A 24,958-nucleotide genomic window follows, 5' to 3' on the forward strand; every position below is an offset into this window, starting at 1 on the left:
TAAACGAAAAAATATTTGTATAAAACGAAAATATATATTAAAATAGCAATTGTAAATGAAAGCGTTTTCTAAAAATTATAGGGAGTTGTTAATTATGGCTAATAAAAATTACCCAGACAAAATGAAAGCAATTGTAGCATATGCACCTGGAGATTATAAATATGAAACAGTGGATACACCCGTTATTGAAAATGCAAAAGAAATTGTAGTTAAAGTTGAAGCTTGTGGTATTTGTGCAGGAGATATTAAAGCATATGGGGGTGCGCCTAGTTTTTGGGGAGATGAAACACAACCGTCATATATTAAGGCGCCAATGATACCGGGGCATGAATTTATCGCACGTATTGTTGCTAAAGGTGATGAGGTTACTGATTTTGAAATAGGTGATCGTGTTATTTCAGAACAAATTGTACCTTGTTGGGAATGTAGATTCTGTAATCGTGGAGAATATTGGATGTGTGAAAAGCATGACTTATATGGTTTCCAAAATAATGTTAACGGTGGCATGGCTGAATATATGAAATTTACTAAAGAAGCCATTAACTATAAAGTCCCTGAAGATTTACCAATTGAAAAGGCAATACTCATTGAACCTTATGCATGTAGCTTACACGCGGTTCAACGCGCTAACATCAAACTTGGAGATTTCGTTGTCTTATCTGGAGCTGGCACGCTTGGTCTTGGTATGGTTGGTGCTGCTAAAAAGGCAGGCGCAGAAACATTAGTTGTATTAGATATGAAAGAAGATCGTTTAGAGTTAGCCAAACAATTCGGTGCTGATATCGTTATGAATCCAGCAGAAGTCGATGTGGTTAAAGAAATAAAAGACATGACAGAGGGATATGGTTGCGATACTTATATTGAAGCAACTGGCCATCCTAAATCAGTTGAACAAGGGTTAAGTGCTATTAGAAAGTTAGGACGTTTTGTAGAATTTTCAGTATTCGGTGAACCAGTAACAGTTGATTGGAGTATTATTTCTGATCGTAAAGAATTAGATTTAATGGGCAGTCATTTGGGTCCATATTGTTATCCGCTTGTTATTGATGGTATTCAAAAAGGTGATTTTCCAACTGAGGGTGTAGTGACGCATCAATTGCCATTAGCATCATTTGAAGAAGGATTTGAATTAATGAAAAAAGGTGACCAATCCTTAAAAGTAGTTCTTGTACCTTAAATATAAATAATCATTACCCCAAGTAAAAAGGAGCGTAAGCATATGAAAAAGATGATTAATAATCCAGATGATGTAATTGACGAATTAGTGGATGGTTATGTTATTGCATATCCAGACTATATTCGTCGTACTGAGTTACATCAACGTGCACTTATTGGTAAAAAACGTAACCCCGATCGTCAAGTAAGTATATTGATTGGTGGAGGTTCAGGTCACGAACCAGGATTCTTAGGGTATGTTGGTGCAGGAATGGCAGATGGTGTAGCTGTAGGAAACATATTTGCATCACCTTCACCGATACCAATTCAAGCAGTGACAAAAGAGATAGATGATGGTCATGGTGTTTTATATATTTATGGTAATTATGCTGGCGATTTGATGAACTTTGAAATGGCAAGTGAAATGACTGAAATTGAAGATGATATTGAGACTGCAGTTGTGATTGGAAATGATGATGTAGCATCGTCTAAAGATATCGATGATCGTAGAGGAATTGCTGGAGAATTATTGGTGTATAAAGCTGCGGGTGCTGCGGCTGATTTCGGCTATGATTTAGATGAAGTGAAACGTATTGCACAGTTAGCAAATGATAATACAAGGTCTATGGGTATCGGGTTAAGTCCATGTTATTTGCCACAAACGGGCAAACCTAGTTTCGATTTAGAAGAGAATGAAATGGAAATTGGATTAGGTCATCATGGAGAACCTGGTATTGAAAAAACAACAATAAGAACGGCACAGGAAACTGTACAAGTGATTATGCAAAATATCTTAAAAGAAGGACTATACCAACAAAATGACGAAGTTGTTGTATTGGTCAATGGTTTAGGTGCTACATCTCAGATGGAATTATATATTATCAATAAAGAGGTGGCTGCAATTTTAAATGAACGAAATATTAAAACATATAAAACTTATATAGGTAATTTTATTACATCGATGGAGATGGGTGGCTTTTCAGTTACATTAATGAAAGTTGATGAAACGTTAAAACGCTGTATTTCACATCCTGTTGATTGTCCAAATTTTAAAGAAGTGTAAGGGGGTAGAATTCATGACAGTTTCCGGTCAGGCATTTAAGCAATATATTATAAAGCTTACTGAACTATTTGAGAATGAGAAAGATACACTATGTGAACTCGATAGAAAAATCGGTGATGGTGATCATGGTGTCACTATGAATATTGGATATCAAGCAGTCAAACAAGAAATTAATAATGAACTGCAAAGTCAAAATGATATAGCCAAAATTAGTGTTGCAGTAGGCAAGACGTTCTTAGATGCAGTTGGTTCATCAGTTGGTCCACTCTATGCTTCTGGATATTTAAAGGGGGCAGTAGCAGTAAAAAACAAAGACAATTTAGATGATGCTGCATTATATGATTTTTGGATTGCGTTTAGCAAAGGGATTAAGGCCAGAGGGAAGGCTGAAATCGGAGACAAGACGATGATTGATACATTAGAACCATTTTTTGACTCGTTAGAACAATCCAAAAGTAAGGGTGAGTCATTTGAAGTTGGATTTGATAAAGGATTGATAGCTGCCAAGCAAGGTATGGAAAGTACCAAAGATATTATTTCCAATAAAGGTAGATCAAAGCGTTTAGGTTATCGTTCGCAAGGACATATTGATCCAGGAGCAATGTCTGCTTATCTTATGCTAGAAACGTTTAAGCCATTTGTTGCCTGAAAATTGATACAAGGAGGAATAAACAATGAAAATAGCAATTGGAGCAGACCATAATGGATATGATTTAAAGGAAGCGGTAAAATCACACGTAGAACAATTAGGCCATGAAGTTGAAGATTTTGGTTGTCATCATTGTGCCGAAACGGATTATCCAGATGTGGCATTAGAAGTGGGTAAGAGTATTCAACAAGGTAATAATGAACGAGGTATTTTAATTTGTGGTACTGGTATTGGTGTTGCAATTACTGCTAATAAATTAAATGGTATACGTGCAGCTTTGGCACATGATTACTATTCTGCTGAACGTGCACAGTTAAGCAATAATGCACAAATTCTAACAATGGGTGCACAAATTATTGGTATTGAAGTTGCAAAGAAAAATGTCGAGGCGTATTTGAATGTAAGTTGGGAAGGTGGTTCTCAGCGTAAAGTCGATAAGATTGATGAGATTGAGGCACATGAAAATACGTAATCGAAATAAAATGAAACAAGGTTCCTACTAGACATAATTAAATCTTTATTGAAATGTTTATGAATCTAAAATATTACTCTTTTAGACTAAAATAAAATCGATAATTTTTTACTGTGAAAATGTAAAAATTATCGATTTTTCTATTATTATCAAATTGATTAGCACTTAGTTCTGTTATTTTTCGTATATTGAAAGCCATTAATGCTAATCCATGTTTACGTTTTGCATTTGTTACTCCGCGTAGTGACATGCGAGTGAACCCAAAAATAGCCTTCAAGAATCCAAAAACAGGTTCTACATTAATTTTTCGATGACTGTAGATGTTTGTGTTTCTGGTGCTGAAAGCTGTTGATATACTTTAGATTTGAAATATTCCCAATTATAATTCCTTAAAATTGTTTTATTAGATTTCGAATGATGTTTCATACATTGGTTACGTAGTGGACACCCTGAATAATATCACATTCATATAATTTGAAATCTCTTTTAAAACCATATCTATCATTACGATAAGCGTATCTATTAAATTCAAATTTCTTACAATTAGGATATTTAAATTCATCATTTTACCAATTTGTCCGATATCATTTTCAAGTATAAGTATTTCAGTTTCCATTGGTAGAGTTAATTGAGACATGTTGTAATATTTATACATATGATGACTTATTTTCTCGCGATAGTACATAATATGGTTAACTTTTATAAAATGTTAGAAGTTGTTATACATAGGATTATTCTCAAGTACGCTAAGACAATGTACAATGAAATTGAATATAGCCTTATATTGTTTTAAAGATATGAAACATAACGGTAGGACTGTTTGATAAGTTTGTTTAATTGTCACTTTATTTTAATACAACTTATCCTATAATGTATTTAAGGAGGCGTAAAGATGCGCAGAATTTTGTATGCATTTTTAATTTATACTATTTTAGGCTTACTTAGTGGGTTCTATTACAGGGAACTAACGGTAGCACATCATTTCACAGGAGATACACAGTTGGTGGTAGTACATACGCATACCTTAATCTTGGGAATGTTTATGCATCTCGTATTATTACCTATCGAAAAAGTATTTAAATTAAGTAGTTATTATTTATTTAATTGGTTTTTCGTTATATACAATTTAGGTGTATTAGCGACAATAGGAATGATGTTTATGAAAGGTACATACCAAGTTATTGGACTGAAGGTTCCAGAGACATTTGCCGGATATACAGGTATAGGCCATACGACATTAACCGCAGGGTTTATATTATTATTTTTCTTATTAAGGAATGCAATTGTAAAGGATCCACGCGATTAATTTCAAATTTATTTACGTATCATCAAATATTAGCCTAGTTTCTAGATTTTTTAATAGAGACTAGGTTTTTTAAAATTTTTTACAATTCGAGTAATATTATAAAAATTTAGAATTACTAATAGTTAGATATTGATAATCATTATCAATTATAGGATAATAACATTATTAGTGGAGTAGAAATTGGGAGGAATTTTTAATGGATGACGTGATAATAATTGGTGGAGGACCTGCAGGGCTATTTGCGAGTTTTTACTCAGGGTTAAGAGGTATGGACGTAAGAATTATTGATATTCAAGACAAATTAGGTGGTAAGATGCATGTTTATCCTGAAAAAATCATTTGGGATATTGGTGGCTTAGCACCTAAACCATGTTATGAAGTAATACAAGATACGATCAAGCAAGGTTTATATTTTGATCCGAAAGTTAATCTAGAAGAGCGTGTCATAGATATCAGAAAGGTCTCTGAACAACATTTTGAAGTTGAAACCGATAAAGGCAATATATTTGACGGGAAATCAGTTATTGTTGCGATTGGTGGAGGCATTATAAATCCTAAGCAACTAGACATTAAAGATGCTGAGCGTTATAAATTAACTAATCTTCACTATGTAGTGCAATCATTGAAACGTTTTAAAGATAAGAATATTTTGATTTCAGGAGCAGGTAATTCCGCTTTAGATTGGGCGAATGATTTAAGTGGTTATGCTAAAAGTGTAACGCTTATTTATCGTAAAGCAGATATTAAAGGCTATGAAGCAATGAAAAAGGTTTTAGCAGAACTCAATGTGCGAAAAATGCCTAACACACATATTCATCAACTGATTGGTGATGAAACCCAAACTAGAATAAACAAAGTAGTGCTTGAAGATATTGAAACAAAAGAGAAAATAGAAGAGTCATTTGATGAAGTGATTATTAGTCATGGATTTGATGTAGAGAATACATTGCTTAAACAATCATCTGCACAAGTTGATATGTTTAATGAATATAGAATAAAGGGCTTTGGAAATACATCTACAAGTATAGATGGATTATTTGCTTGTGGCGACATTATTTATCATGATGCTAAAGCACACCTTATTGCAAGCGCATTTAGTGATGCTGCAAATGCAGCAAATTTAGCTAAAGTCTATATAGAACCGGAAGCTAAACCTGAAGGCTTTGTTTCAAGTCATAATGAAGTGTTTAAATCTGCAAACCAAGTAGTTATGAAAAAATATTTATAATCGTTTATTATATTTAATATAGACGATATAAATATAGAAGGGTGATAATAAGTGATAGAAGTTAGATATGAACATCCACAAGTTAAAGCGTATTGTGATTTAAGATTAGCAGCAGGAATGAGTGGCAAATCTCTAGAGGCAGCAGAGAAAGGATTACCTAATGCACTTTTCAATGTTACATTATATGATAATGAGCAGTTAATTGGTATGGGTAGAGTTATTGGTGATGGTGGGACAGCATTTCAAATCATCGATGTCGCTGTAGCACAAGCTTATCAAGGACAAGGTCATGGTAGAACTATAATGGAAGAAATAATGTCTTATATCGAATCGATAGCTGAACAAGGTTCTTATGTGAGCTTGATTGCAGATTATCCAGCAGATAAATTATATGAAAAATTTGGATTTATAACGACTGAACCTCGCTCTGGTGGTATGTATATTAAGTATTAAAACATAACTACAGGTTATTTAAATAGTTATTAGCTATATTGTATTTCACAGGTAACAACTTAGATTAAATATAAGGGTTTCTGATTATTAATTACAAAATGTGACAATTATTTGAATCCCAAAGTAGAATGATTCGAATTTAAAATTATTATATTAAGGTTTAATAAACGTACAACTTAGTAATCACTGTAAGGGTGATAGGCGTGGTTGTGCGTTTTTTGTATGGTTAAATATTGACAATAATTGATCAGAAATGAAAATGATGATAAAAAGAAATTATCAATTATAAGTATAAATTATCAATAATTATCGAATAGTTATAGATTTATATCTCAACTCATGTATAATAGTTTATAATAATTATAAATTAGTAATTATTACAAAGAGATATTTAATATCGAATATAAGGCTTGTATAAACAGTTGGAGGTATAAATATGAATAATAAATTAACGGGACTCTTTGGAGCGCCTGTATCTGATAGAGAAAATAGTATGACAGCTGGTCCGCGTGGTCCATTAGTAATGCAAGATATTTACTTTTTAGAACAAATGGCCCATTTTGATAGAGAGGTTATTCCTGAAAGACGTATGCATGCCAAAGGGTCAGGTGCTTTTGGAACATTTACAGTAACGAATGATATTACTCAATATACATCTGCAAGTATCTTTTCAGCAGTAGGTAAGCAAACGGAAATGTTTGCAAGATTTTCAACGGTAGCTGGAGAAAGAGGTGCAGGGGACGCCGAGCGTGATATTCGTGGTTTTGCATTAAAGTTCTATACAGATGAAGGAAACTGGGATTTAGTTGGAAATAATACACCAGTGTTCTTCTTTAGAGATCCAAAGTTATTTCCTAGTTTAAATCATGTCGTTAAACGAAATCCAAAAACGAACATGAAAGATCCAGAAGCGAATTGGGATTTTTGGACACTATTACCGGAGGCATTGCATCAAGTTACTATTTTGATGACAGATAGAGGCATACCTAAAGGTTATAGAAATATGCATGGATTTGGTTCACATACATATTCTATGTACAATGCACAAGGTGAACGCGTGTGGGTTAAATTCCATCATCGTTGTCAACAAGGTATTGAAAATTTCACTGCAGAAGAAGCGGAACAAGTGATTGCCAAAGATAGAGATTCATCACAACGTGACTTATTTAATAATATTGAGAATGGTAACTATCCAAAATGGAAAATGTACATTCAAGTCATGACGGAAGAACAAGCTAAAAATCATAAAGATAACCCATTTGACTTAACGAAAGTTTGGTATAAAGATGAATATCCACTAATAGAAGTGGGTGAGTTTGAATTAAATAGAAATCCTGAAAACTATTTCCAAGATGTTGAACAAGCTGCTTTTGCGCCAACAAATATAGTGCCTGGTATTGATTTTTCACCAGATAAAATGCTACAAGGTAGACTATTTTCATATGGTGACACGCAACGTTATAGATTAGGTGTTAATCACTGGCAAATTCCAGTGAACCAAGCAAAAGGTGTTGGTGTTGAGAACCTTTGTCCATTTAGTAGAGATGGTCAAATGCGCATATTAGATGACAATCAAGGTAGTAAGACTCATTATTATCCAAATAGTAAGGATGCATTAGAAGATCAACCACAGTTTAAGAAACCTGGACTAGCTGTACAAGGTGAAGCTTATGAATATAATCATAGAGAAGACGATGATAATTATTTTGAACAACCTGGAAAATTATTTAGACTATTAAGTGAAGAGGAACAAACTACATTATTTAATAATACTGCAAATGAAATGGCACCAGTAAGTGAAACAATTAAGCATAGACATATTAAACATTGTTATCATGCAGATCCTGCTTATGGTGAAGGCGTTGCACGAGCTATGGATATTGATATTTCAGATGTAGATTTGACCTTATAAAAATAGTAAAGGAGCATATAAAATGATATTAGACAAAGTGAATCCAGCAGATTTATTTCCTACTGAAAAGCAAGGACCGTCCGTATTAGGGAATATGCCATATCCAGTAAATGGCGAAGTTAAAGTATTCGAAGCAGCTTATATTGCGACGAATGAAAGATTGATATTGAATGTCGATATGGCAGGCGAATTTTACTATAGAAATATTGGTTATGACGAAGTCCAAGCCATCGATGTCACTGAAGGAACATTAAATATTACATTTAGTATTGGAACATTTAAGATGAGTGATATGGATGATAAGAGGTTAGCAGATTTCGTCACTTATGTTAAAGAAAAGATTGTTAGTAAATAATAAGATCTTAATAATTCACATTTATTACAGGGAAATAATTAAAGAGTAGACGTAAAGATTTGATGATGAAAGCTATAAATAGACATAGCATATTCCCTATTTTATTATTAGTACATTTATAGTCAATTACGAAGTTAAGATATAAACGCTAAAAGCGTCTGGGACATTTGCGTTTCAGACTAAAATAAAATCGATGATAAATGATCTGTGATTTTATTTAAATCTTCATCACTTAACTCGTTATGGATTTCTTGTTTTATCTCTAGGATAATTTCTGATTCAATTAATTCATTATTAAATTCTTATTTTTTGTAGTAATAACATATAAGAACTGCGTATTGTTTGCGAGACACTTGAGGGAATAGGGTGATTGTAGAGATTGAGTTTCGCCCCAGTCCGCTAGGTAAGCAAACAATGACAATACTTAGTATTGATATAAATAATAAGCCCATCAAAGATTTAAAATCTTTGATGGGCTTAATGCTGGGTATTTATCTCCCAGTCTTATTTTATATACAATACTATGAAATATTGACAAGGTTACTTGAGTGACCTTTCTATTAACAGTCTAAAACTAACATTTTTTCTCTCAAAGCAGTTTACTAATAGAGCTCATAATAAAATATTTAATGTGCAGAGCATGTTATTTATTTTCCTCAATTTGTGCATTTGTTGCACTTGTTCTTGAACGTAAATCAGCTTCAATTTCTTCTAAACTACGGCCTCTTGTTTCAGGCAGATATTTAACAACAAAGATTAATGCCCCAATACCAATAATTGCAAAGATTAAGAAGACTTGTTCAACAGATAATACTTCAGTCAAAATTGGGAAGAGTTGAGCCACTAATAAACTTCCGATTGACAATACCAATGCTGCAATACCTGTCGCAGCACCACGTGCACGCATAGGGAACAATTCAGGAAGCATAACCCATAATACTGGACCCCAAGTGAAACCAAAGAAAATAATAAATAATGTTAAACATAGGATGATAATCCAAGCTGACGCATGAATACCTATTGTCCAAATCAATATTGCCATGATTAATAATGAAGCGACCATGCCAATGTTACCAATTACTAATAAACGTTTACGATCAACTTTATCAATAATCATAATTGCAATAATAGTAATCAATACGTTAACTGTCCCAATACCAACTGTACCTAAAATTGAAGTAGCATCCCCAAGTCCTGCCTTACTAAAGATTGAAGGAGCGTAATAAATGATTGCGTTTATACCAATGATTTGTTGGAATAAGGCAAATATACTACCTATTATTAGCGTTGGTCTTAACCATGGTGACTTCAATACATTCCATGTACTTTCAGAAATACGATTGATTTCTTTCATATCTGCAATTTCTTTATCTATTTCGCTTTCGCTAAACGTTAATCGCATCACGTCACGCGCAGCTTTTTCACTTTTATGCTCAAGTAACCATCTAGGGCTTTCAGGCATAAATGCAACACCTATTAATAAAATTAATGAAGGTAATACCGCTAAACCTAACATCCATCTCCAACCTTCAATTGGTGTAAATGCATAGTTGATTAAATATGAAGAAAGGATACCAATTGTTATCATTAATTGGTTTAATGAACTAAGTGAACCTCGTTGTTCAGTAGGCGCCATTTCAGATAAATATACAGGTACGATGGCAGTAGAACCACCGACAGCTAATCCGATAACTAAACGACCTAATACAAGTATTGGCATTGAAGGTGCTAATGCTAAGATTAATGCCCCAACGATATAGACGATTGCAACAATGAATACAACGCGTCTTCGTCCAAGTCTATCGGACATTGGACCACTGGCACCCGAGCCAAATATCGCACCAACCAACATGGATGATACAACTAATCCTTCTGTAATACTGTTTAATGGTATGTCATCTTTTATAAATAATAATGCACCTGAAATTACTCCCATGTCATAACCGTAGAGTAATCCTCCCAAGGCACCTAGGAAAAAGATGAGCTTCTTATTAACTTTAATTCCCATATAGAACCTCCTGATTGTTTTAGACAAAGATAAGTATACGCTTTCATAAAAAGGTTGTAAATATTAAAGAATAAGAATTTTATTTATTGTAAGATATTTATATGCAATTCTAGCCTAATTTGATTTGATTTTAAAAGTGTAAAATAAACAGAGTTATTAATGGTAAGTATTGTGATTTTGTAGAGCGTATTGTCTAAAATATGTTTAATTTTAGGAAATGGAAAAGCAACTTAATTTAATAAGTTATGATTAATAGTAATGAAGTGATAGAACAAGAGGAGTAGAGAAAGAACTATAATGAGATTTTAAATTCAAATTTATAAATGAATATGCATAAGGGTTACAACTATAAGTTAGATTGTTGGTTATATTTTTAGAAACCTTCCGTATATAACTTAGACTAAGTTATAAACTAGGGAAGCGTCTTGAACTCGATACTTATTTACTTTATCTAATGATACGTAAACACTATTCACACTTGAAATTTTATACATCAAAAAATAAGACACCCAGCTAATTTAATAAATACATTTAAACTAAATTAACGAGGTGTCTTATATATCAGCTTGTGAATCTTTTATATATTTAAGGAATTTACTTTAGTTAAAGCATATAATGAATCAATAACTAAGCTTCAAAATCAATAATGATACGTCCAGAATTTTTATGTTCTAGGACATTATTAATATGTGTTTCAATGTCATCAAACTTAATCGTTTGTTTAATATCATGTAATTGAGCTGGCTTTAAGTCTCTAGCTAATCTTCTCCAAATATGTTTACGTACTTTCATTTCAGTATAAACAGAATCAATACCAATAATGTTTGCACCTCTTAATATGAAAGGAAAGATAGAACTATCAAAGTGATTTCCACCAGTCATTCCAATCACAGCTACACTACCATCATAATCTAAGTGTTTGATAAGTTGTGATAGTGTATCCCCACCGATTGGATCAATCACAGCTTGCCATTTACGGCTGCCAAGTGGTTTGTCATCAGTTTTTGTTATACGTGAGATAACTTCTCTTGCACCTAATGCTTTTAATTGTGCTTCTGCGTTGTCTTTTCCTGTACTTGCAATTACTTTATAACCAATCGCATTTAACATCATTACAGATAATGTACCTACACCGCCTGTAGCGCCACGTACCAATACTTCTTTATTTTCAACAGACAAGCCGTTATGCTCTAATTTTTCAATGGCAAGTCCTGCAGTATAGCCCGCAGTACCATAGATCATTGATTCTTCTAAAGTTAAATCTTTAGGTAATTGAACGATTTGTTCTTCTTTCACACGAGCATATTCACTAAAGCCACCAAAACGACTTGTACCTAAATCATAACCCGTTACGATAACTTCATCACCTGGGTTGAATGCAGGCGTGTCGGATTTTTCAACAACACCAGCTAAATCAATACCTGGAATCATAGGATATGATTGTACAATTTTAGAATTAGCGACTGTAGCTAAAGCATCTTTATAATTGATACCTGAGTATTTAACTTTAATCAATACTTCTCCTTCAGGTAAATCATCTATAGTTAAATTTTTAATTTGATTCGTTACTTTGCCGTCTTGTTCATCGACTACAAAGGCTTTAAATGTTTCAGTCATTGCCTTATGGCACTCCCTTTTATATGTAATTTTTATATGAACAATTAAAAAACACTAACCACTTTATCATGTAATTGAATATTACACAATATGGCTAAATATCAATGTTTTTAGGTAAGCGCTTTTATTTTAAAATTAATTTCTAAACAATATTATTTCAAACTATAACAAATATTTTGTTCCATTAATAGTAAAATAACATGTAAATATTATGATATTTCTTTATTGAAATGTACATTTTGATTTAATATATATAGAAAGGAAATAAAAAAGGGGATAGCACAATGGCATTTCAAATAGAAGCAGTTAAAGAATCAGAGTTAGATATATTAAGAGATATTAGTATCAAAACATTTAAAACAACGTTCGAGAATGGTGGATATTCTGAAGATGACTTTAATCAATATTTTGAGGAAGCATATAATATTGAGACATTAACACAAGAATTGAAAAATGAACACTCCTATACTTATTTTTATAAGGAAGATGGGGAAGTTACAGGTTACTTTAAATTAAATATTCTTGAAGCACAAACTGAAGATATGGGTGAAGAATATCTAGAAATACAACGTATTTACTTTTTACCTCATGCTCAAGGTGGCGGAAGAGGTAAAGATATTATTGAATTTGCTGAAAATAAAGCAAAAGAATTAAATAAAACAAAAATTTGGTTAGGTGTGTGGGAATATAATGAACCTGCATTAAAATTTTATACAAAGCATGGTTTAAAAGTGGTTGGAAGACATGAGTTTCAAACAGGTAGTGTAGTTGATTCAGATTTGGTAATGGAGAAAAAGTTGTAAAGCGTTTTCAAAATATAGTATAGTAAAAATACACTAATAATTTGATTTTACTAAGAACAATCTGGAAAGTTAATTTAATGTAATAGTTAGTTAAACTTTATTTAGTTTATATCATTTTTTTATAAAAATCGGAGAAATTTCCAATAAAAGCGTTTATTTATCTTTTTGTAAGTGAATAACGTTACTATACTCATCGAGATATGCATATTGAATGATGATGATTTACATATCTAGTATGAGTATGAAAACTATTAGGAGGTTTTTCAAAAAAATGAAGAAATTTTTAGCTGGTTTTCTTACTTTATCTTTAGCACTTGCAGCATGTTCAAATGGTAGTGACGAAGGTAGCAAAAAGGACGAAGGTTCTGAAAAGGCAAAAACTGAAGAGAAAGCAAAAGACAAAGCTAAAGACAAAACTGAAGAATCAAAAGATAGTTCAGATAGTAAATCAAGCGATGATAGTTCAAGTAGTTCAGATAGCTCGAATAGTAAATCAAGTGACAGTAGCTCAAGCAAATCGGATGATACATCAAGTAGCCAATCAAGTGATAGTGGTTCAAGCAATTCAAGTGATGATACATCAAGTAGCCAATCAAGTGATAGTGGTTCAAGCAATTCAAGTGATGATACATCAAGTAGCCAATCAAATGACAGTGGTTCAAGTAATTCAAGTGATGGCTCATCAAGTAGTCAATCAAGTGACAACGGTTCAAGCAATTCAGGTGACAGTTCAACAAGTAGTCAATCAAGTGATAGTGGCTCAGGTGGTACTGAATCATAATTATAGAATTGTTTAATGAAGTAGTTGGGGCTTATTGGCTCTAACTACTTTATCTTCATCAAAGTGTAAAACAATAAAGTAAAGGTGGTCTTCAATCATGAAAAAACTATTAGCAGGTTTCTTAACTTTATCTCTAGCATTAGCTGCTTGTTCAAATGGCAGTGACGATGGCAGTAAAAAGGATGACAGCTCAAAGGATAAGCAATCAACAGACGATAAGTCAAAAGATTCTAAGAGTGATGACAAGAAGAGCAATGATAGCTCTGACAAAGACTCAAGTAAAGATTCTGACAAAGATTCTAGTAAAGATGGAAATAGTGACAGTGACAAAAATGGAGGCGCTTCTGATTCAGATAGTGCAAGTAATGATTCTGATAGTCAATCAGGGGACAATGCTTCAAACAATGATGATAATGCAAGTGGAAACAGCAATAGTAACAGTGCTGATACAAGTTCAAATGCGAATGGTGCTTCTTCAGCATCAACAGATCAAAATGGTGCTTCTTCAAATGGAGCAGCAAATAGTAATGCAAATGATTCAGCTGCATCAACAGCTAATTCTAATAATAGTGGATCACAATCACAGTATGTGGCGCCATATCAAGGACAGAATGCAGTACCAGTATCACAAAATATTGCTTCTGGAAATGTAGATTCACAGACAGCTTTACAAAGTTTACCGAATTTCCAAAATTCATTAGAGCAAGCAACTGCTGAAATTAATGCACAAAATGGACAAAACAATCCGTACAACGATTATAGTATTGAGGGTAGCGATGGTAATTACAGCTATATCTTTAGTTTCCAAAACCAAGCACAACCGGGAACGTACTCAATTGTAACAGTTGATCAACAAGGTGTAGTGAGAATTGTGGATCCTGCATACCAACAATAATTTGGAAGTAATAAAGTGTGAAACTTTATGTTCCCAATCATTAAAAAGATGGTTTCCTTTAACTAAAGGAAACCATCTTTTTGTATGACATAATATTTAATTATGATTTTTTAATCGCTTTCTGAATCAGGTGTGATAATGTTTCGAAAGCATGATTATCTTTGTTTACAAAGGCATTGTTATGAATTTCGGTCATTTGATAACTAATTAAATCATTTAATAATGCCTTTGAATCGCTATAACGTACTGTTGCAAGTGAATGCATTACATCATCATACACACCACGTTCGTCAACATATTTTGCATGATTTGGCGTATATTGACAAACCACCTTATCAATTGTTAAAGCATCAAAGATGATGGATGAATAGTCCGTTAATACGATATCAGAAACAAGTAATAAATCCTGAATTTCAATATGACTAGGCGCTATGATTGCATTTTCTGGAACATAGTCAGATGTATCTTCAATATGTCCTTTGAAGACAACATTATATTTATTTAACAGACCATCACTAATCGGTAGTAAATCTGCATGATCTCCATTTGCTTTCCAAGTAGGAGCATAGAGTAACATAGGCTTTTCTGGATCTAATTTTAATTCTTTCTTAATAAATGATAAGTAAGGTTGATCACTTTGTTTATCAAGTAAATAGCGAACACGAGGGTAACCGCAATTTAATAAATTTGTTTGTTGCTGTGGGAAAGCTGTTTTAAAGTAGTCGATAATTTCCTCGCAATCACATACAAAGTAATCTTGTTGCAACCATTTGTTGTATTTTCGCGCACGATAATTATAAATATTTAAATTTTGATAGGGTTCTGGACTATCTAAAAATAACCTTTTGATTGGTGTACCGTGCCATAATTGTATGATTGTGCCGTTTGGTTTGAGGTCATCTGGAATATAACTCTCTAATATAACAACTTGGGCCGTTTCGATTAATGATTTTGTATTAGGATCATTTGGCTTAATAAAGTTAGGACCATTTACATCTTCTGTTACAAAATAAATCGGTAATTTATTAAAGTGCTTTGCAAAATGATTAAATAGATAGCGCGAATTACCTCTAAAGCCATAGTCAAAACCTAAAAAGACGATGTGATTTTGTAACTTTGAACGATCTTTTGTATAGATATAACTTTGGGCATGGTGCTTATTAATGGAATGTTGCTGAATTGGATTGAATATCCAATGTGGTAATTTAAAATTAAACGAATTTAATAATTTATCGGTAAATCTCATATCCTCTGGTGCTAACGTAGCGTTCCCTTTGAAAGGTGCTTTATGCTCATGCAGATATGCTAATTTATTTAAATTGAAAGCTGTGGTGTTTAATGGTTCAAAATGATGCACAATTTCCCACACAGAATCACTTGTCTTAAATCCTTTTTTAAAATCAAATACGACATGACTATCAGTAGCCACATCTTCTTGTAGCAATGATAATAAGGCCAAATCAAATATTTTGGTAATAGTATACTGCTGCAATAGTTTTAAGCTCGTTTCAATATGAAATATTACATTTGGATAATGATTAATATTTTCTATCCAATCATTAAAATTTATCATTGATTTACCAAAATAATGGCAGTCATTTATATATTGTTGATTCACTGTATAGTCAGCAACAATTGTACAAGGCTTGAGTTCAACAGCTTTAAACATATTCTTATATAATTTAATATTTTTGTTTACGACTACAAAATGAGTGTAGCCTTCTTGTAATGACTTATTTAATTGTTGTTCTGATAAGTCCCACGTTTCAAGTTCAAATTGTTTTATCATGTTAAATCCCTCTGCATAAATGTTATTGAGCTTATTTTACCATGTAGCACAAATTAGATAAAATCATCCCCTTAAAAACAAGTAGAAAATAAGTGTTATGGAACAAAATATAAGATTATATGTTGATTTTTAAAGATGCTTTTGCATTGTCTAAAATAGTTGGTAAAAAACTATTTAAAAATTTAAAAAAACAGTTGTATTCATTAAAAGTCATGTTATAATAAACTTGTGAAAAAAATCACAAACAAAACTAAAACAACTGCTAGCTAAGTTTTAAACTATAGAGAAAGAAGAAGTGAGTCAAAATGTTTGTAGAAAGTTTTAACCCGTTTAATAACGTTATATTATCAAGTATTATAGCAGCAATTCCTATTGTCTTATTTTTATTATGTTTAACTGTTTTTAAAATGAAAGGTATTTACGCAGCGATTACTACAGTCATAGTGACATTAGTTATTGCAATTGGCTTATTTAAATTACCGATACCTATAGCATCAGGTGCAATGATTGAAGGTGTTTATCAAGGTATTATTCCGATCGGTTATATTGTTATCATGGCAGTATTACTTTATAAAATCACAAATGAGAGTGGGCAATTTAAGACAATTCAAGATAGTATTGCCAATATCTCTCAAGATCAACGTATACAAATCTTACTAATTGCCTTTGCATTTAATGGATTTTTAGAAGGCGCAGCTGGATTTGGTGTTCCAATTGCAATTTGTGCATTACTCTTAACACAACTCGGTTTCCAACCATTAAAAGCAGCAATGTTATGTTTAATTGCGAATGCTTCAGCAGGTGCATTCGGTGCGATTGGTATACCAGTACAAATCATTGATACATTGAATTTATCTGGAAACGTAACAAGTATGCAAGTTTCACAGATTTCTGTATTAACATTGGCTATTGTAAATATGTTTATTCCATTTTTATTAATCTGGATAGTAGATGGTTTTAAAGGTGTCAAAGAAACGTTACCAGCAATTTTAGTTGTTGGCATTAGCTATACAATTACGCAAGCAGCAATTACTGTGTTTATTGGACCAGAATTAGCAGACATTATTCCACCATTAGTTGCGATGGTTTCATTAGCGCTATTTTCTAAAAAATTCCAACCTAAACACATCTTTAGAATTCAAAGTGATGTGGCACCAACTATGCCAACGAAACATAGTGTTAAAGCGATTGCTTATGCATGGAGTCCATTCTATATTTTAACAATTATCGTTATGATTTGGAGTTCACCGCAATTTAAAGCATTATTCCTTCCTGGAGGTGCATTATCTTCACTTGTTGCCAATATTACAATTCCAGGCACATATAGTGATATAGCAAAGAAAAGTATTATTTTGCCATTTAACTTTATTGGCCAAACAGGTACTGCAATTTTACTAGTTATTATCATTACGGTTTTAATGTCTAAAAACGTGCACTTCAAAGATGCAATTCGCCTATTTAAAGTAACATTTTTAGAGTTGTGGTTATCTATTCTTACAATTTGTTTTATTTTAATAATATCTAAATTAATGACATATGCTGGATTAAGTATGGCTTTAGGAGAAAGTATTGCGAAGACAGGTGCGATGTTCCCATTATTATCACCAATACTTGGCTGGTTAGGTGTATTTATGACTGGTTCAGTTGTTAACAACAACTCACTCTTTGCACCAATTCAAGCTTCAGTAGCACAGAATATAGGAACAAACGGTGCGTTGTTAGTATCTGCAAATACAGTTGGTGGTGTTGCAGCTAAATTAATTTCACCACAATCCATTGCAATTGCGACAGCTTCTGTTAAAGAGGTAGGTAAAGAATCAGAATTATTGAAAATGACATTGAAATACAGTGTTGCGATGTTAATCTTCATCTGCGTATGGACATATATATTAAATTTATTCTTATAATGAAATGTTAATACCACAAGTGATTGCTAACGTTTAATAGAACAAAAGCATTTATAAATGCAGATTAAGAAAATAAAATAAGACCAATGGAATGTTGTATTTTTGAAAATATACAAGACACTTCGCAAATTCAGTCGTATGGATGAGAATTTAACGAAGTGTCTTGTTTTGTTTTCAAGATTGAATTGATTGGATTAATGATTATGTCTTAAGAGATAAAACCTCATTCACTATAACATTCAAGGTATTAGCATGCTGTTAAAATATAGCATTGGTCACATGACTTACATTAAAGAACATAGTTGAATAAACGAATAGTGAAACAAGTATGATTCACTATTTTATTATAGTTTATAGCAAAAACGAACCTATGAAAATAACATTAATGGGAGTTGAGCATTTTTAAGAAATCGTTGTAGATAGCTTGTGGTGTATATTGTTCAACTGTCTTATGAGCATTTTTTAAAATAACGTGCTCTTTAAACTCTTGATTAATTAAACGACGTAATTTATTAGAAAGTGCTTCGATATTACCATGTTCGATTAAATAACCATTGATATTATTTTCAATAATTGAATCTGGACCAGTATTGCCATCAAAACTAACCACAATATTACTTTGATTCATTGCTTCTAAAATCACCATACCGAAACCTTCATTTCTAGAAGGGATAACAGTAATTTCACTCATAGCCAATTTATTATTTAGTTCTTGTGTTGACCCTTGTAACTTAATAATATCAGTCATAGCATATGTGTTTATTTGTTTCTGTAAACTACTGCGTTCTTGACCTTCTCCATATATAAAGACTTGATAGCCGAACTGTCGAATTGTATGTTGAATTGGATTGATACTATCGATAAGTAAATCAAATCCCTTTTCATATTCTAGACGACCTGCTGCAGTGATGATTTTTGATTTTGAAGTGTATAGCCTTGGTTCATCAATAATATTAGGAACAACGAATACTGGTGTTTGTAATCTTGATTGGTATTTTTCACGATCAATGGTTGTCAAAGTCGTAACTTTATCTAGGTTTTTGTAAGCAGATATAATTTCAAGTTGATATGGCTCAGGATGAGCATCCAAATTCATGTGTTCCATACCAATAGTCTCTATGTGTGTAGGAACATGTTGGGCTATTAAGATATTAAAACTAGCACGTGTACCGATGATGACGTCTGTATCAACATGCTTTAATGCGTGAATCATTTTTTTCTCAATATAATGTGAAAACTGATTTAGACCAGGTTCAAACTTTGATAATTCCTTCGGTTTAGTAAATGAGGTATATTTATTTATTCGATTGAAAATAATATCCCATAAATTTGATAGTCTAAGTTGATAATTAATTAAGGGTTTAATCTTAATCGACTCGTGAAGTTGAAAATAAGGATAATCGTTCGATTTAAATACAGAAATGATTGTCACTTGGTGTCCTTTTTCAGCTAAAGTATTGGCCAATTGTGAAATAGACTTTACTGTACCACCCATTGCATAAACATTATGCATAAAAAAAGTGATTGATTTCATCAGAAAAACCCCCAAAAGTTACTTGTCATAAATTAAAATTAATTATAGCATGAATTACATTTTAAAATGAATTAAGTCGTAGTTGGAAATGAGATTTGTTTATTAGAGAAGGGATATATGTTGCATTTTTACACTTGGATAGGGTTAATGTTAAAAATTGAGATTATAATCAGTTTGAATTTCAACAAAAATTTCTGTGAATTTAAGTGGATTTAAATAGTGAAAAAGTGCATGATGACAGTGTTTAATGTATTTTTATTCATATTCTTTAGTTTACACTTATCAACAAAAATTGTGTAGAATTTCCGAAATCTCTTTTTTCATTCGACAATTACGTATATAATTAGAAGAGTATGGAAGAGAATATCGTATAGCGATGTTCTTTTTATTATATATAATAACGAAATGTGCTTTTTTATTTTTTATCTATAGAAAACGCTTTATTCAGCTAGTGGAAGTGTTTGTTTTCTAAGTTTTAGAAATAGATAACGTTCTATAATCATATATAAAAGGGGGACTGTGTTTGTTATGAGTACAATACATAGCAAAACAGATGTCATCTTAATTGGTGGCGGAATTATGAGTGCAACATTAGGAACTTTATTAAAAGAACTAGCACCTGAAAAAGAAATTAAGATGTTTGAAAGATTGTCTACACCAGCAGAAGAAAGCACAAATGCATGGAATAATGCGGGCACGGGTCATTCTGCGTTATGCGAATTGAACTATACAAAAGAAAACAAAGATGGATCTATAGATATTGAAAAAGCGATAAAAATAAATGAGCAATTCCAAATTTCAAAACAATTTTGGAGCCATCTCGTTAAAAAGGGTCAACTTGATCATCCAGAATCATTTATCAAACCGGTACCACATATGAGTTTTGTACAAGGTGTTAAGAATGTTGATTTCTTAAAAAGACGTGTTGAACAATTAAATAAAAATGTGTTGTTTAGCAATATGGAAATTACAGATAATAAAGAAAAAATTGCTGAATGGACACCACTTATCATGGAAGGTCGTACGTCACATGTTCCTATGGCAATTACATATGATAAAACAGGTACAGATGTAAACTTCAGTGCGTTGACTAAAAAATTATTCGATAATTTAGCTGATAAACAAGTTGAATTAAATTATAAACATCAAGTTGAAGATTTAAAGCAACGTAAAGATGGTGTATGGGAAGTTAAAGTGAAAGACTTAACTTCAAATGAAGTTAAAATATATGAAAGTGACTTTGTCTTTATAGGTGCAGGTGGAGCAAGTCTACCATTATTACAAAAAACAGGTATAAAAGAATCTAAACATGTCGGCGGCTTCCCTGTAAGTGGCTTATTCTTAGTTTGTAGAGATGAAGCGATTACTAAGAAACACTTAGCGAAGGTTTATGGTAAAGCTTCTGTTGGTGCGCCACCGATGTCAGTGCCACATTTAGATACACGTTATATTGATGGCAAGAGAACACTATTATTTGGCCCGTTTGCTGGTTTCTCACCTAAATTCTTAAAGACGGGTTCTAATATGGATTTAATTAAGTCTGTTAAACCAAATAATATTATTACAATGTTATCTGCGGGTGTGAAAGAAATTAATTTAACGAAATATTTAATTTCGCAATTAACGTTATCAAATGAAGAACGTATGGAAGATTTAAGAACGTTTGTACCAAATGCCAAAAGTGAAGATTGGGAAGTAGTTGTTGCTGGACAACGTGTTCAAGTGATTAAGGATACAGAATCTGGTAAGGGTACTTTACAATTTGGTACTGAAGTAATCACATCAGAAGATGGATCACTATCAGCATTATTAGGTGCATCGCCAGGTGCGTCTACTGCTGTAGATATAATGTTAGATTTATTGAAACGCTGTTATAAGGATGAATTTTCAAATTGGGAAGGTAAAATTAAAGAAATTATACCTTCATTTGGACAAAGATTATCAGAAAATGAAGCCTTATATCGACAAGTTAATGAAGAAATTAAGCAGAATTTAAAAATTGATTAATAACTATGAGTTTGTCACAGTGTTAATAACAACTGATGGCACTTGTATAGCTGATAAGTATATGAGTTTGGGAGATAAATCCTAGAAAAGAGTCTTGGTCATTAGTCTTTCAGACTAAAATAAAAACGATGATTTTTACTGTGAAAATGTAAAAATCATCGTTTTTTCTATTATTTTCAAATTGATTATCACTTAGTGCTATTATTTTTCTTATGTCGTCTTTCATTCTCATGAACGTTGCATCGTGGTCAGTTTTAGCGTAATGATTTCATTTTCCCAATAATTTCTAACTGCTTTTTTTATTTATTCTTACGATTAATAATGTCTTTGAATTCATTTAACTCGTTATTTTTTTCTTGTTTTATCTCAGAGATAATGTCTGTTTCGATTAATTCATTATAAAGTCACTTGATCAATCAATCCATAATTGGATTCACTCTAAAGCGATGAATCGTTCTATAAGAAGGCGTTTGATTTTGTACTAAGAATACGATCAGTTAAAGTGCTTTAGATTCTCTGTTCGGAAGAAAACGATTGATTGCGAGACACCTGAGGGAGTAGGGTGGGTGTCGAGACCAAGGCTCGACCCATCCCCCTAGGTAAGCGAGCAATCACAATACGGCGTATTGATACTGGGGAATTATAACCTAGACTCTTTCATTTACAATATTGTGGTTTGTTGACGCTCTAACTTTAGTAAGCGCATCAAATATCTTCTACAACAATTAAGGCTTGTTAAGTAGTTTCTTCTATAAATATTTGACCTATAGTAAATATTTATAGGAATACGCTCAAAATAAGAGAATTTGTAAGTTTGTATAACATAATTAATTTAATCTGTATGCCTTGTGTTATTACGAGGTAATGAGATGGTAAAACTAGTGCCAATTTGTGGCTTGCTGTCTACCTTAATTGTGCCATCATGCAATTCAATAATCGCTTTAGTTATTGCCATGCCTAGCCCATTACTATTATCATTACTACGTACTTTAAAGAAACGTTCGAATAGCCTTTCTTGTGTTTCTAGTGACATGCCTTCGCCTTCATCTGTAATAGAACAAATAATCTCATCTTGAGTTGATGTTAAATTAATTTCTATTACGCCATGTTGATGGGAATATTTAATTGCGTTAGTAATGATATTTTGAAATGCTTGATGTAACAAACGTTCATTTCCAATCAATGCAACTGTTGCTAATTCTGTCATAATCATTAATTCCTTTTGATTTGCGGAAAATTGCTCATGACGAATAATATTTTGTAATAAATCCTTTAACTGAATGGTGTCTGTAAAGGTTAAGTGCTCAGCATTATCCAACTCTGATAATAATAGTAGTGCTTTTGTTAGGTCGCTTAAACGTGTTGTAATTTGATGAATTTCATCAATATAGTGATTAGCAGTTTCATGGTCTTTACTATGCTTTAATTGATCCAATAAATGATGGATATGTGTGAGGGGGGTCTTAATCTCATGGGAGACATTTTGCACAAAGTACTGTCTCATATCGTCGAGTTGCTTAAGTGACTGACGCATAGTTTCAAAACGATATTGTAGTGTTCCTAATTCATCATGCCTAGTAATTCGAATCGGTTTACTGAAATCGCCATTCATCAAATATTCAGTTGCTCTTTTGAGTTGTTGTACAGGTTTTATAATGGAATAAGTAGATGTGATGGTGAGAATAATTGATATAAATAGTAACAAACTAATTAATATAGCTAAAAATATTCTGAATTCACCAAACGTTTTACCAATATCAGGTCTCATAAAGACCGCTAAATGTTGTTTATGCGATTTGAATTGTACTCCGACAGTATTTTTAGTCGTGTTATCAAAAAATCCTGTCACAATTGGATTATATGGAAGATGTTTAATTCCATGATATGCCTTACCGTCTAAAACATCCTTAATTGCTTGTGTAGAAACATTATCTGTACGAAATCTTTCTCCATAAAAATGCTTCTCACCTGAAGACGAAACGGTCATAATTTGATAATTCATTTCTCCTAGGTGCTTAAAGTAAGGTTTCAAGTTACTCATATTGGCATCTTGTTGAAAACTTTTTGCATCTTTAAGTGTGCGCATAATTTTAGCATCGTTATTCGCTTTAAGCGTATTATGATAAATAATATTTGTTATGAAAAAACTGATAATAGCACTTAATAGCATGACAACAATCGTATAAATTGCAATTCTAATGTACAGTGATCTAAACATAATCTGTCACCTTATAACCTAAACCGCGAACAGTTTGAATTTTTACGGATGTTTGAAGTTTCTCTAAACGTTTTCTGAGTCTTTTAATATGGACATCCACCGTTCTTTCATCACCCGCATAGTCAAAACCCCATATTCGTTCAATTAAGTCATCCCTATGAAATACCTGTTTAGGGTGAGAAACCAACAGGAATAATAATTGAAATTCTTTATTAGGCAAATACATGGTTTTTGAATTTGCTGTAATTTCTAAATATGCTTGATTTAAAGTTAAATTGCCAAAAGTTAATTCATTTTGAGCATTGATATTATAACGCTTAAGTACCGCTTTAATTCTAAAGATTAATTCCTTAACTTCAAAGGGTTTCGTAACATAATCGTCAGTTCCGGTTAAATAAGCTTGTTCTTTATCACTCAAGGCATCACGTGCAGTGAGCATGATTACCGGTAATTGATAATCTTCCTTTAAATGCTGGCATAATTCAAATCCATTCATGCCATCCATCATAATATCAACAATAGCAATGTCGACTTGATTATGCTCTAAATATTTTAGGGCAGATTCAGCATTTTCATGGATTGCTGTATCTATACTTTCATTCTTAACATGTTTAGCTACATAATCTAAGATTTGTGTATCATCATCAACGATTAAACAAGTGGGCATCTTTTACGTCTCCTCCATTAGTTTATTGTAATTATAAACATAACTATAACTACTAAACAAATTTCCAAATATGCACATCAGTTCATATTGAGTTCATATAAGCGTTGTAACTTTATTAATATAACAACGAATAGGGAGT

Annotated in this window: 20 protein-coding genes and 1 pseudogene; 14 read left to right on the forward strand and 7 right to left on the reverse strand. The window is 32.3% G+C overall.

The features are described 5' to 3' along the window. Positions 1-94: 94 nt before the first annotated feature. The 4 genes from ACY191_RS04570 to rpiB are packed head-to-tail and all read left to right on the forward strand — an operon-like array spanning position 95 to position 3,339. Entirely contained in the window at positions 95-1,177 is a 1,083-nt protein-coding gene (locus tag ACY191_RS04570; protein WP_229366592.1) for an MDR/zinc-dependent alcohol dehydrogenase-like family protein, read from the forward strand. A 42-nt stretch (positions 1,178-1,219) separates the two neighbouring features. Continuing rightward, entirely contained in the window at positions 1,220-2,218 is a 999-nt protein-coding gene (locus ACY191_RS04575; protein ID WP_042739301.1) for a dihydroxyacetone kinase subunit DhaK, read from the forward strand. A 13-nt stretch (positions 2,219-2,231) separates the two neighbouring features. Further along, entirely contained in the window at positions 2,232-2,867 is a 636-nt protein-coding gene (gene dhaL, locus ACY191_RS04580; RefSeq protein WP_042739302.1) for a dihydroxyacetone kinase subunit DhaL, read from the forward strand. Positions 2,868-2,892: 25 nt separating this feature from the next. Beyond that, positions 2,893-3,339 (forward strand): ribose 5-phosphate isomerase B, encoded by a 447-nt coding sequence (gene rpiB, locus ACY191_RS04585; protein ID WP_042739303.1) that lies wholly within the window; start codon positions 2,893-2,895, stop codon positions 3,337-3,339. A gap of 73 nt (positions 3,340-3,412) precedes the next feature. On the opposite strand, the pseudogene ACY191_RS04590 reads toward rpiB, so the two are convergent. Beyond that, positions 3,413-3,905, reverse strand: a pseudogene (locus tag ACY191_RS04590) (transposase); the annotation flags it as partial. A gap of 326 nt (positions 3,906-4,231) precedes the next feature. On the opposite strand from ACY191_RS04590, the gene ACY191_RS04595 reads away from it, so the two are divergent. The 5 genes from ACY191_RS04595 to ACY191_RS04615 all read left to right on the forward strand — a co-directional run bounded on the left by ACY191_RS04595 (position 4,232) and on the right by ACY191_RS04615 (position 8,593). Next, entirely contained in the window at positions 4,232-4,645 is a 414-nt protein-coding gene (locus ACY191_RS04595; RefSeq protein WP_107512738.1) for a DUF2871 domain-containing protein, read from the forward strand. Between the two features lie 196 nt (positions 4,646-4,841). Beyond that, entirely contained in the window at positions 4,842-5,873 is a 1,032-nt protein-coding gene (locus ACY191_RS04600) for an NAD(P)/FAD-dependent oxidoreductase (RefSeq protein ID WP_107589266.1), read from the forward strand. A gap of 117 nt (positions 5,874-5,990) precedes the next feature. After that, entirely contained in the window at positions 5,991-6,326 is a 336-nt protein-coding gene (locus ACY191_RS04605; protein WP_253955181.1) for a GNAT family N-acetyltransferase, read from the forward strand. Positions 6,327-6,762: 436 nt separating this feature from the next. After that, on the forward strand, positions 6,763-8,238 hold the full coding sequence (locus ACY191_RS04610) for a catalase (protein ID WP_229366594.1): 1,476 nt from the start codon (positions 6,763-6,765) through the stop codon (positions 8,236-8,238). Positions 8,239-8,260: 22 nt separating this feature from the next. Continuing rightward, positions 8,261-8,593: a hypothetical protein gene (locus ACY191_RS04615; protein WP_042739308.1), complete on the forward strand. Its 333-nt coding sequence runs from the start codon at positions 8,261-8,263 to the stop codon at positions 8,591-8,593. Between the two features lie 643 nt (positions 8,594-9,236). Here the strand turns inward: ACY191_RS04615 and glcP are convergent. Further along, positions 9,237-10,601, reverse strand: a complete 1,365-nt coding sequence (gene glcP, locus ACY191_RS04620) for a glucose transporter GlcP (RefSeq protein ID WP_229366595.1) — start codon at positions 10,599-10,601, stop codon at positions 9,237-9,239. Positions 10,602-11,228: 627 nt separating this feature from the next. Further along, entirely contained in the window at positions 11,229-12,218 is a 990-nt protein-coding gene (locus tag ACY191_RS04625; protein WP_042739310.1) for an acrylyl-CoA reductase family protein, read from the reverse strand. Between the two features lie 284 nt (positions 12,219-12,502). Here ACY191_RS04625 and ACY191_RS04630 point away from each other — a divergent pair, with 284 nt between their 5' ends. The 3 genes from ACY191_RS04630 (at position 12,503) to ACY191_RS04640 (ending at position 14,697) form a co-directional block, all read left to right on the forward strand. Beyond that, positions 12,503-13,021 (forward strand): GNAT family N-acetyltransferase, encoded by a 519-nt coding sequence (locus tag ACY191_RS04630; protein ID WP_042739311.1) that lies wholly within the window; start codon positions 12,503-12,505, stop codon positions 13,019-13,021. A gap of 271 nt (positions 13,022-13,292) precedes the next feature. Beyond that, positions 13,293-13,802, forward strand: coding sequence for a hypothetical protein (locus ACY191_RS04635; RefSeq protein ID WP_229366596.1), 510 nt, complete (start codon positions 13,293-13,295; stop codon positions 13,800-13,802). Between the two features lie 97 nt (positions 13,803-13,899). After that, positions 13,900-14,697, forward strand: coding sequence for a hypothetical protein (locus ACY191_RS04640; protein WP_229366597.1), 798 nt, complete (start codon positions 13,900-13,902; stop codon positions 14,695-14,697). A gap of 100 nt (positions 14,698-14,797) precedes the next feature. On the opposite strand, the gene ACY191_RS04645 is transcribed toward ACY191_RS04640, so the two are convergent. Further along, a complete protein-coding gene (locus ACY191_RS04645) occupies positions 14,798-16,486 on the reverse strand; it encodes a CDP-glycerol glycerophosphotransferase family protein (protein ID WP_107513064.1) in 1,689 nt (562 codons plus the stop codon). Positions 16,487-16,791: 305 nt separating this feature from the next. Between ACY191_RS04645 and ACY191_RS04650 the strand changes: the two genes are divergently transcribed. Next, the gene (locus ACY191_RS04650) at positions 16,792-18,393 is read left to right on the forward strand and encodes an L-lactate permease (RefSeq protein ID WP_042739314.1); all 1,602 of its coding nucleotides are present in this window, start codon (positions 16,792-16,794) and stop codon (positions 18,391-18,393) included. A gap of 382 nt (positions 18,394-18,775) precedes the next feature. Here ACY191_RS04650 and ACY191_RS04655 read toward each other — a convergent pair whose 3' ends face one another. Next, a complete protein-coding gene (locus ACY191_RS04655; RefSeq protein WP_229366598.1) occupies positions 18,776-19,927 on the reverse strand; it encodes a glycosyltransferase family 4 protein in 1,152 nt (383 codons plus the stop codon). A 528-nt stretch (positions 19,928-20,455) separates the two neighbouring features. On the opposite strand from ACY191_RS04655, the gene mqo reads away from it, so the two are divergent. Next, a complete protein-coding gene (gene mqo, locus ACY191_RS04660; RefSeq protein ID WP_107512697.1) occupies positions 20,456-21,934 on the forward strand; it encodes a malate dehydrogenase (quinone) in 1,479 nt (492 codons plus the stop codon). A gap of 832 nt (positions 21,935-22,766) precedes the next feature. On the opposite strand, the gene ACY191_RS04665 is transcribed toward mqo, so the two are convergent. Both ACY191_RS04665 and ACY191_RS04670 read right to left on the reverse strand, forming a co-directional pair. After that, complete coding sequence (locus tag ACY191_RS04665) at positions 22,767-24,152, reverse strand: sensor histidine kinase (protein ID WP_232165235.1); 1,386 nt, start codon at positions 24,150-24,152, stop codon at positions 22,767-22,769. Continuing rightward, on the reverse strand, positions 24,145-24,819 hold the full coding sequence (locus tag ACY191_RS04670; RefSeq protein WP_229366600.1) for a response regulator transcription factor: 675 nt from the start codon (positions 24,817-24,819) through the stop codon (positions 24,145-24,147). The genes ACY191_RS04665 and ACY191_RS04670 overlap by 8 nt, the downstream gene beginning before the upstream one ends. Between the last annotated feature and the right edge of the window lie 139 nt (positions 24,820-24,958).

It is taken from the genome of Staphylococcus sp. TCBT05, assembly GCF_055179755.1.

What these genes read in the sequence shown, in the direction of transcription:
- ACY191_RS04570 (WP_229366592.1), top strand. Translation starts at nt 95, where the DNA reads ATGGCTAATAAAAATTACCCAGACAAAATGAAAGCAATTGTAGCATAT.
- ACY191_RS04575 (WP_042739301.1), top strand. Translation starts at nt 1,220, where the DNA reads ATGAAAAAGATGATTAATAATCCAGATGATGTAATTGACGAATTAGTG.
- dhaL (WP_042739302.1), top strand. Translation starts at nt 2,232, where the DNA reads ATGACAGTTTCCGGTCAGGCATTTAAGCAATATATTATAAAGCTTACT.
- rpiB (WP_042739303.1), top strand. Translation starts at nt 2,893, where the DNA reads ATGAAAATAGCAATTGGAGCAGACCATAATGGATATGATTTAAAGGAA.
- ACY191_RS04595 (WP_107512738.1), top strand. Translation starts at nt 4,232, where the DNA reads ATGCGCAGAATTTTGTATGCATTTTTAATTTATACTATTTTAGGCTTA.
- ACY191_RS04600 (WP_107589266.1), top strand. Translation starts at nt 4,842, where the DNA reads ATGGATGACGTGATAATAATTGGTGGAGGACCTGCAGGGCTATTTGCG.
- ACY191_RS04605 (WP_253955181.1), top strand. Translation starts at nt 5,991, where the DNA reads ATGAGTGGCAAATCTCTAGAGGCAGCAGAGAAAGGATTACCTAATGCA.
- ACY191_RS04610 (WP_229366594.1), top strand. Translation starts at nt 6,763, where the DNA reads ATGAATAATAAATTAACGGGACTCTTTGGAGCGCCTGTATCTGATAGA.
- ACY191_RS04615 (WP_042739308.1), top strand. Translation starts at nt 8,261, where the DNA reads ATGATATTAGACAAAGTGAATCCAGCAGATTTATTTCCTACTGAAAAG.
- glcP (WP_229366595.1), bottom strand. Translation starts at nt 10,601, where the DNA reads ATGGGAATTAAAGTTAATAAGAAGCTCATCTTTTTCCTAGGTGCCTTG.
- ACY191_RS04625 (WP_042739310.1), bottom strand. Translation starts at nt 12,218, where the DNA reads ATGACTGAAACATTTAAAGCCTTTGTAGTCGATGAACAAGACGGCAAA.
- ACY191_RS04630 (WP_042739311.1), top strand. Translation starts at nt 12,503, where the DNA reads ATGGCATTTCAAATAGAAGCAGTTAAAGAATCAGAGTTAGATATATTA.
- ACY191_RS04635 (WP_229366596.1), top strand. Translation starts at nt 13,293, where the DNA reads ATGAAGAAATTTTTAGCTGGTTTTCTTACTTTATCTTTAGCACTTGCA.
- ACY191_RS04640 (WP_229366597.1), top strand. Translation starts at nt 13,900, where the DNA reads ATGAAAAAACTATTAGCAGGTTTCTTAACTTTATCTCTAGCATTAGCT.
- ACY191_RS04645 (WP_107513064.1), bottom strand. Translation starts at nt 16,486, where the DNA reads ATGATAAAACAATTTGAACTTGAAACGTGGGACTTATCAGAACAACAA.
- ACY191_RS04650 (WP_042739314.1), top strand. Translation starts at nt 16,792, where the DNA reads ATGTTTGTAGAAAGTTTTAACCCGTTTAATAACGTTATATTATCAAGT.
- ACY191_RS04655 (WP_229366598.1), bottom strand. Translation starts at nt 19,927, where the DNA reads ATGAAATCAATCACTTTTTTTATGCATAATGTTTATGCAATGGGTGGT.
- mqo (WP_107512697.1), top strand. Translation starts at nt 20,456, where the DNA reads ATGAGTACAATACATAGCAAAACAGATGTCATCTTAATTGGTGGCGGA.
- ACY191_RS04665 (WP_232165235.1), bottom strand. Translation starts at nt 24,152, where the DNA reads ATGTTTAGATCACTGTACATTAGAATTGCAATTTATACGATTGTTGTC.
- ACY191_RS04670 (WP_229366600.1), bottom strand. Translation starts at nt 24,819, where the DNA reads ATGCCCACTTGTTTAATCGTTGATGATGATACACAAATCTTAGATTAT.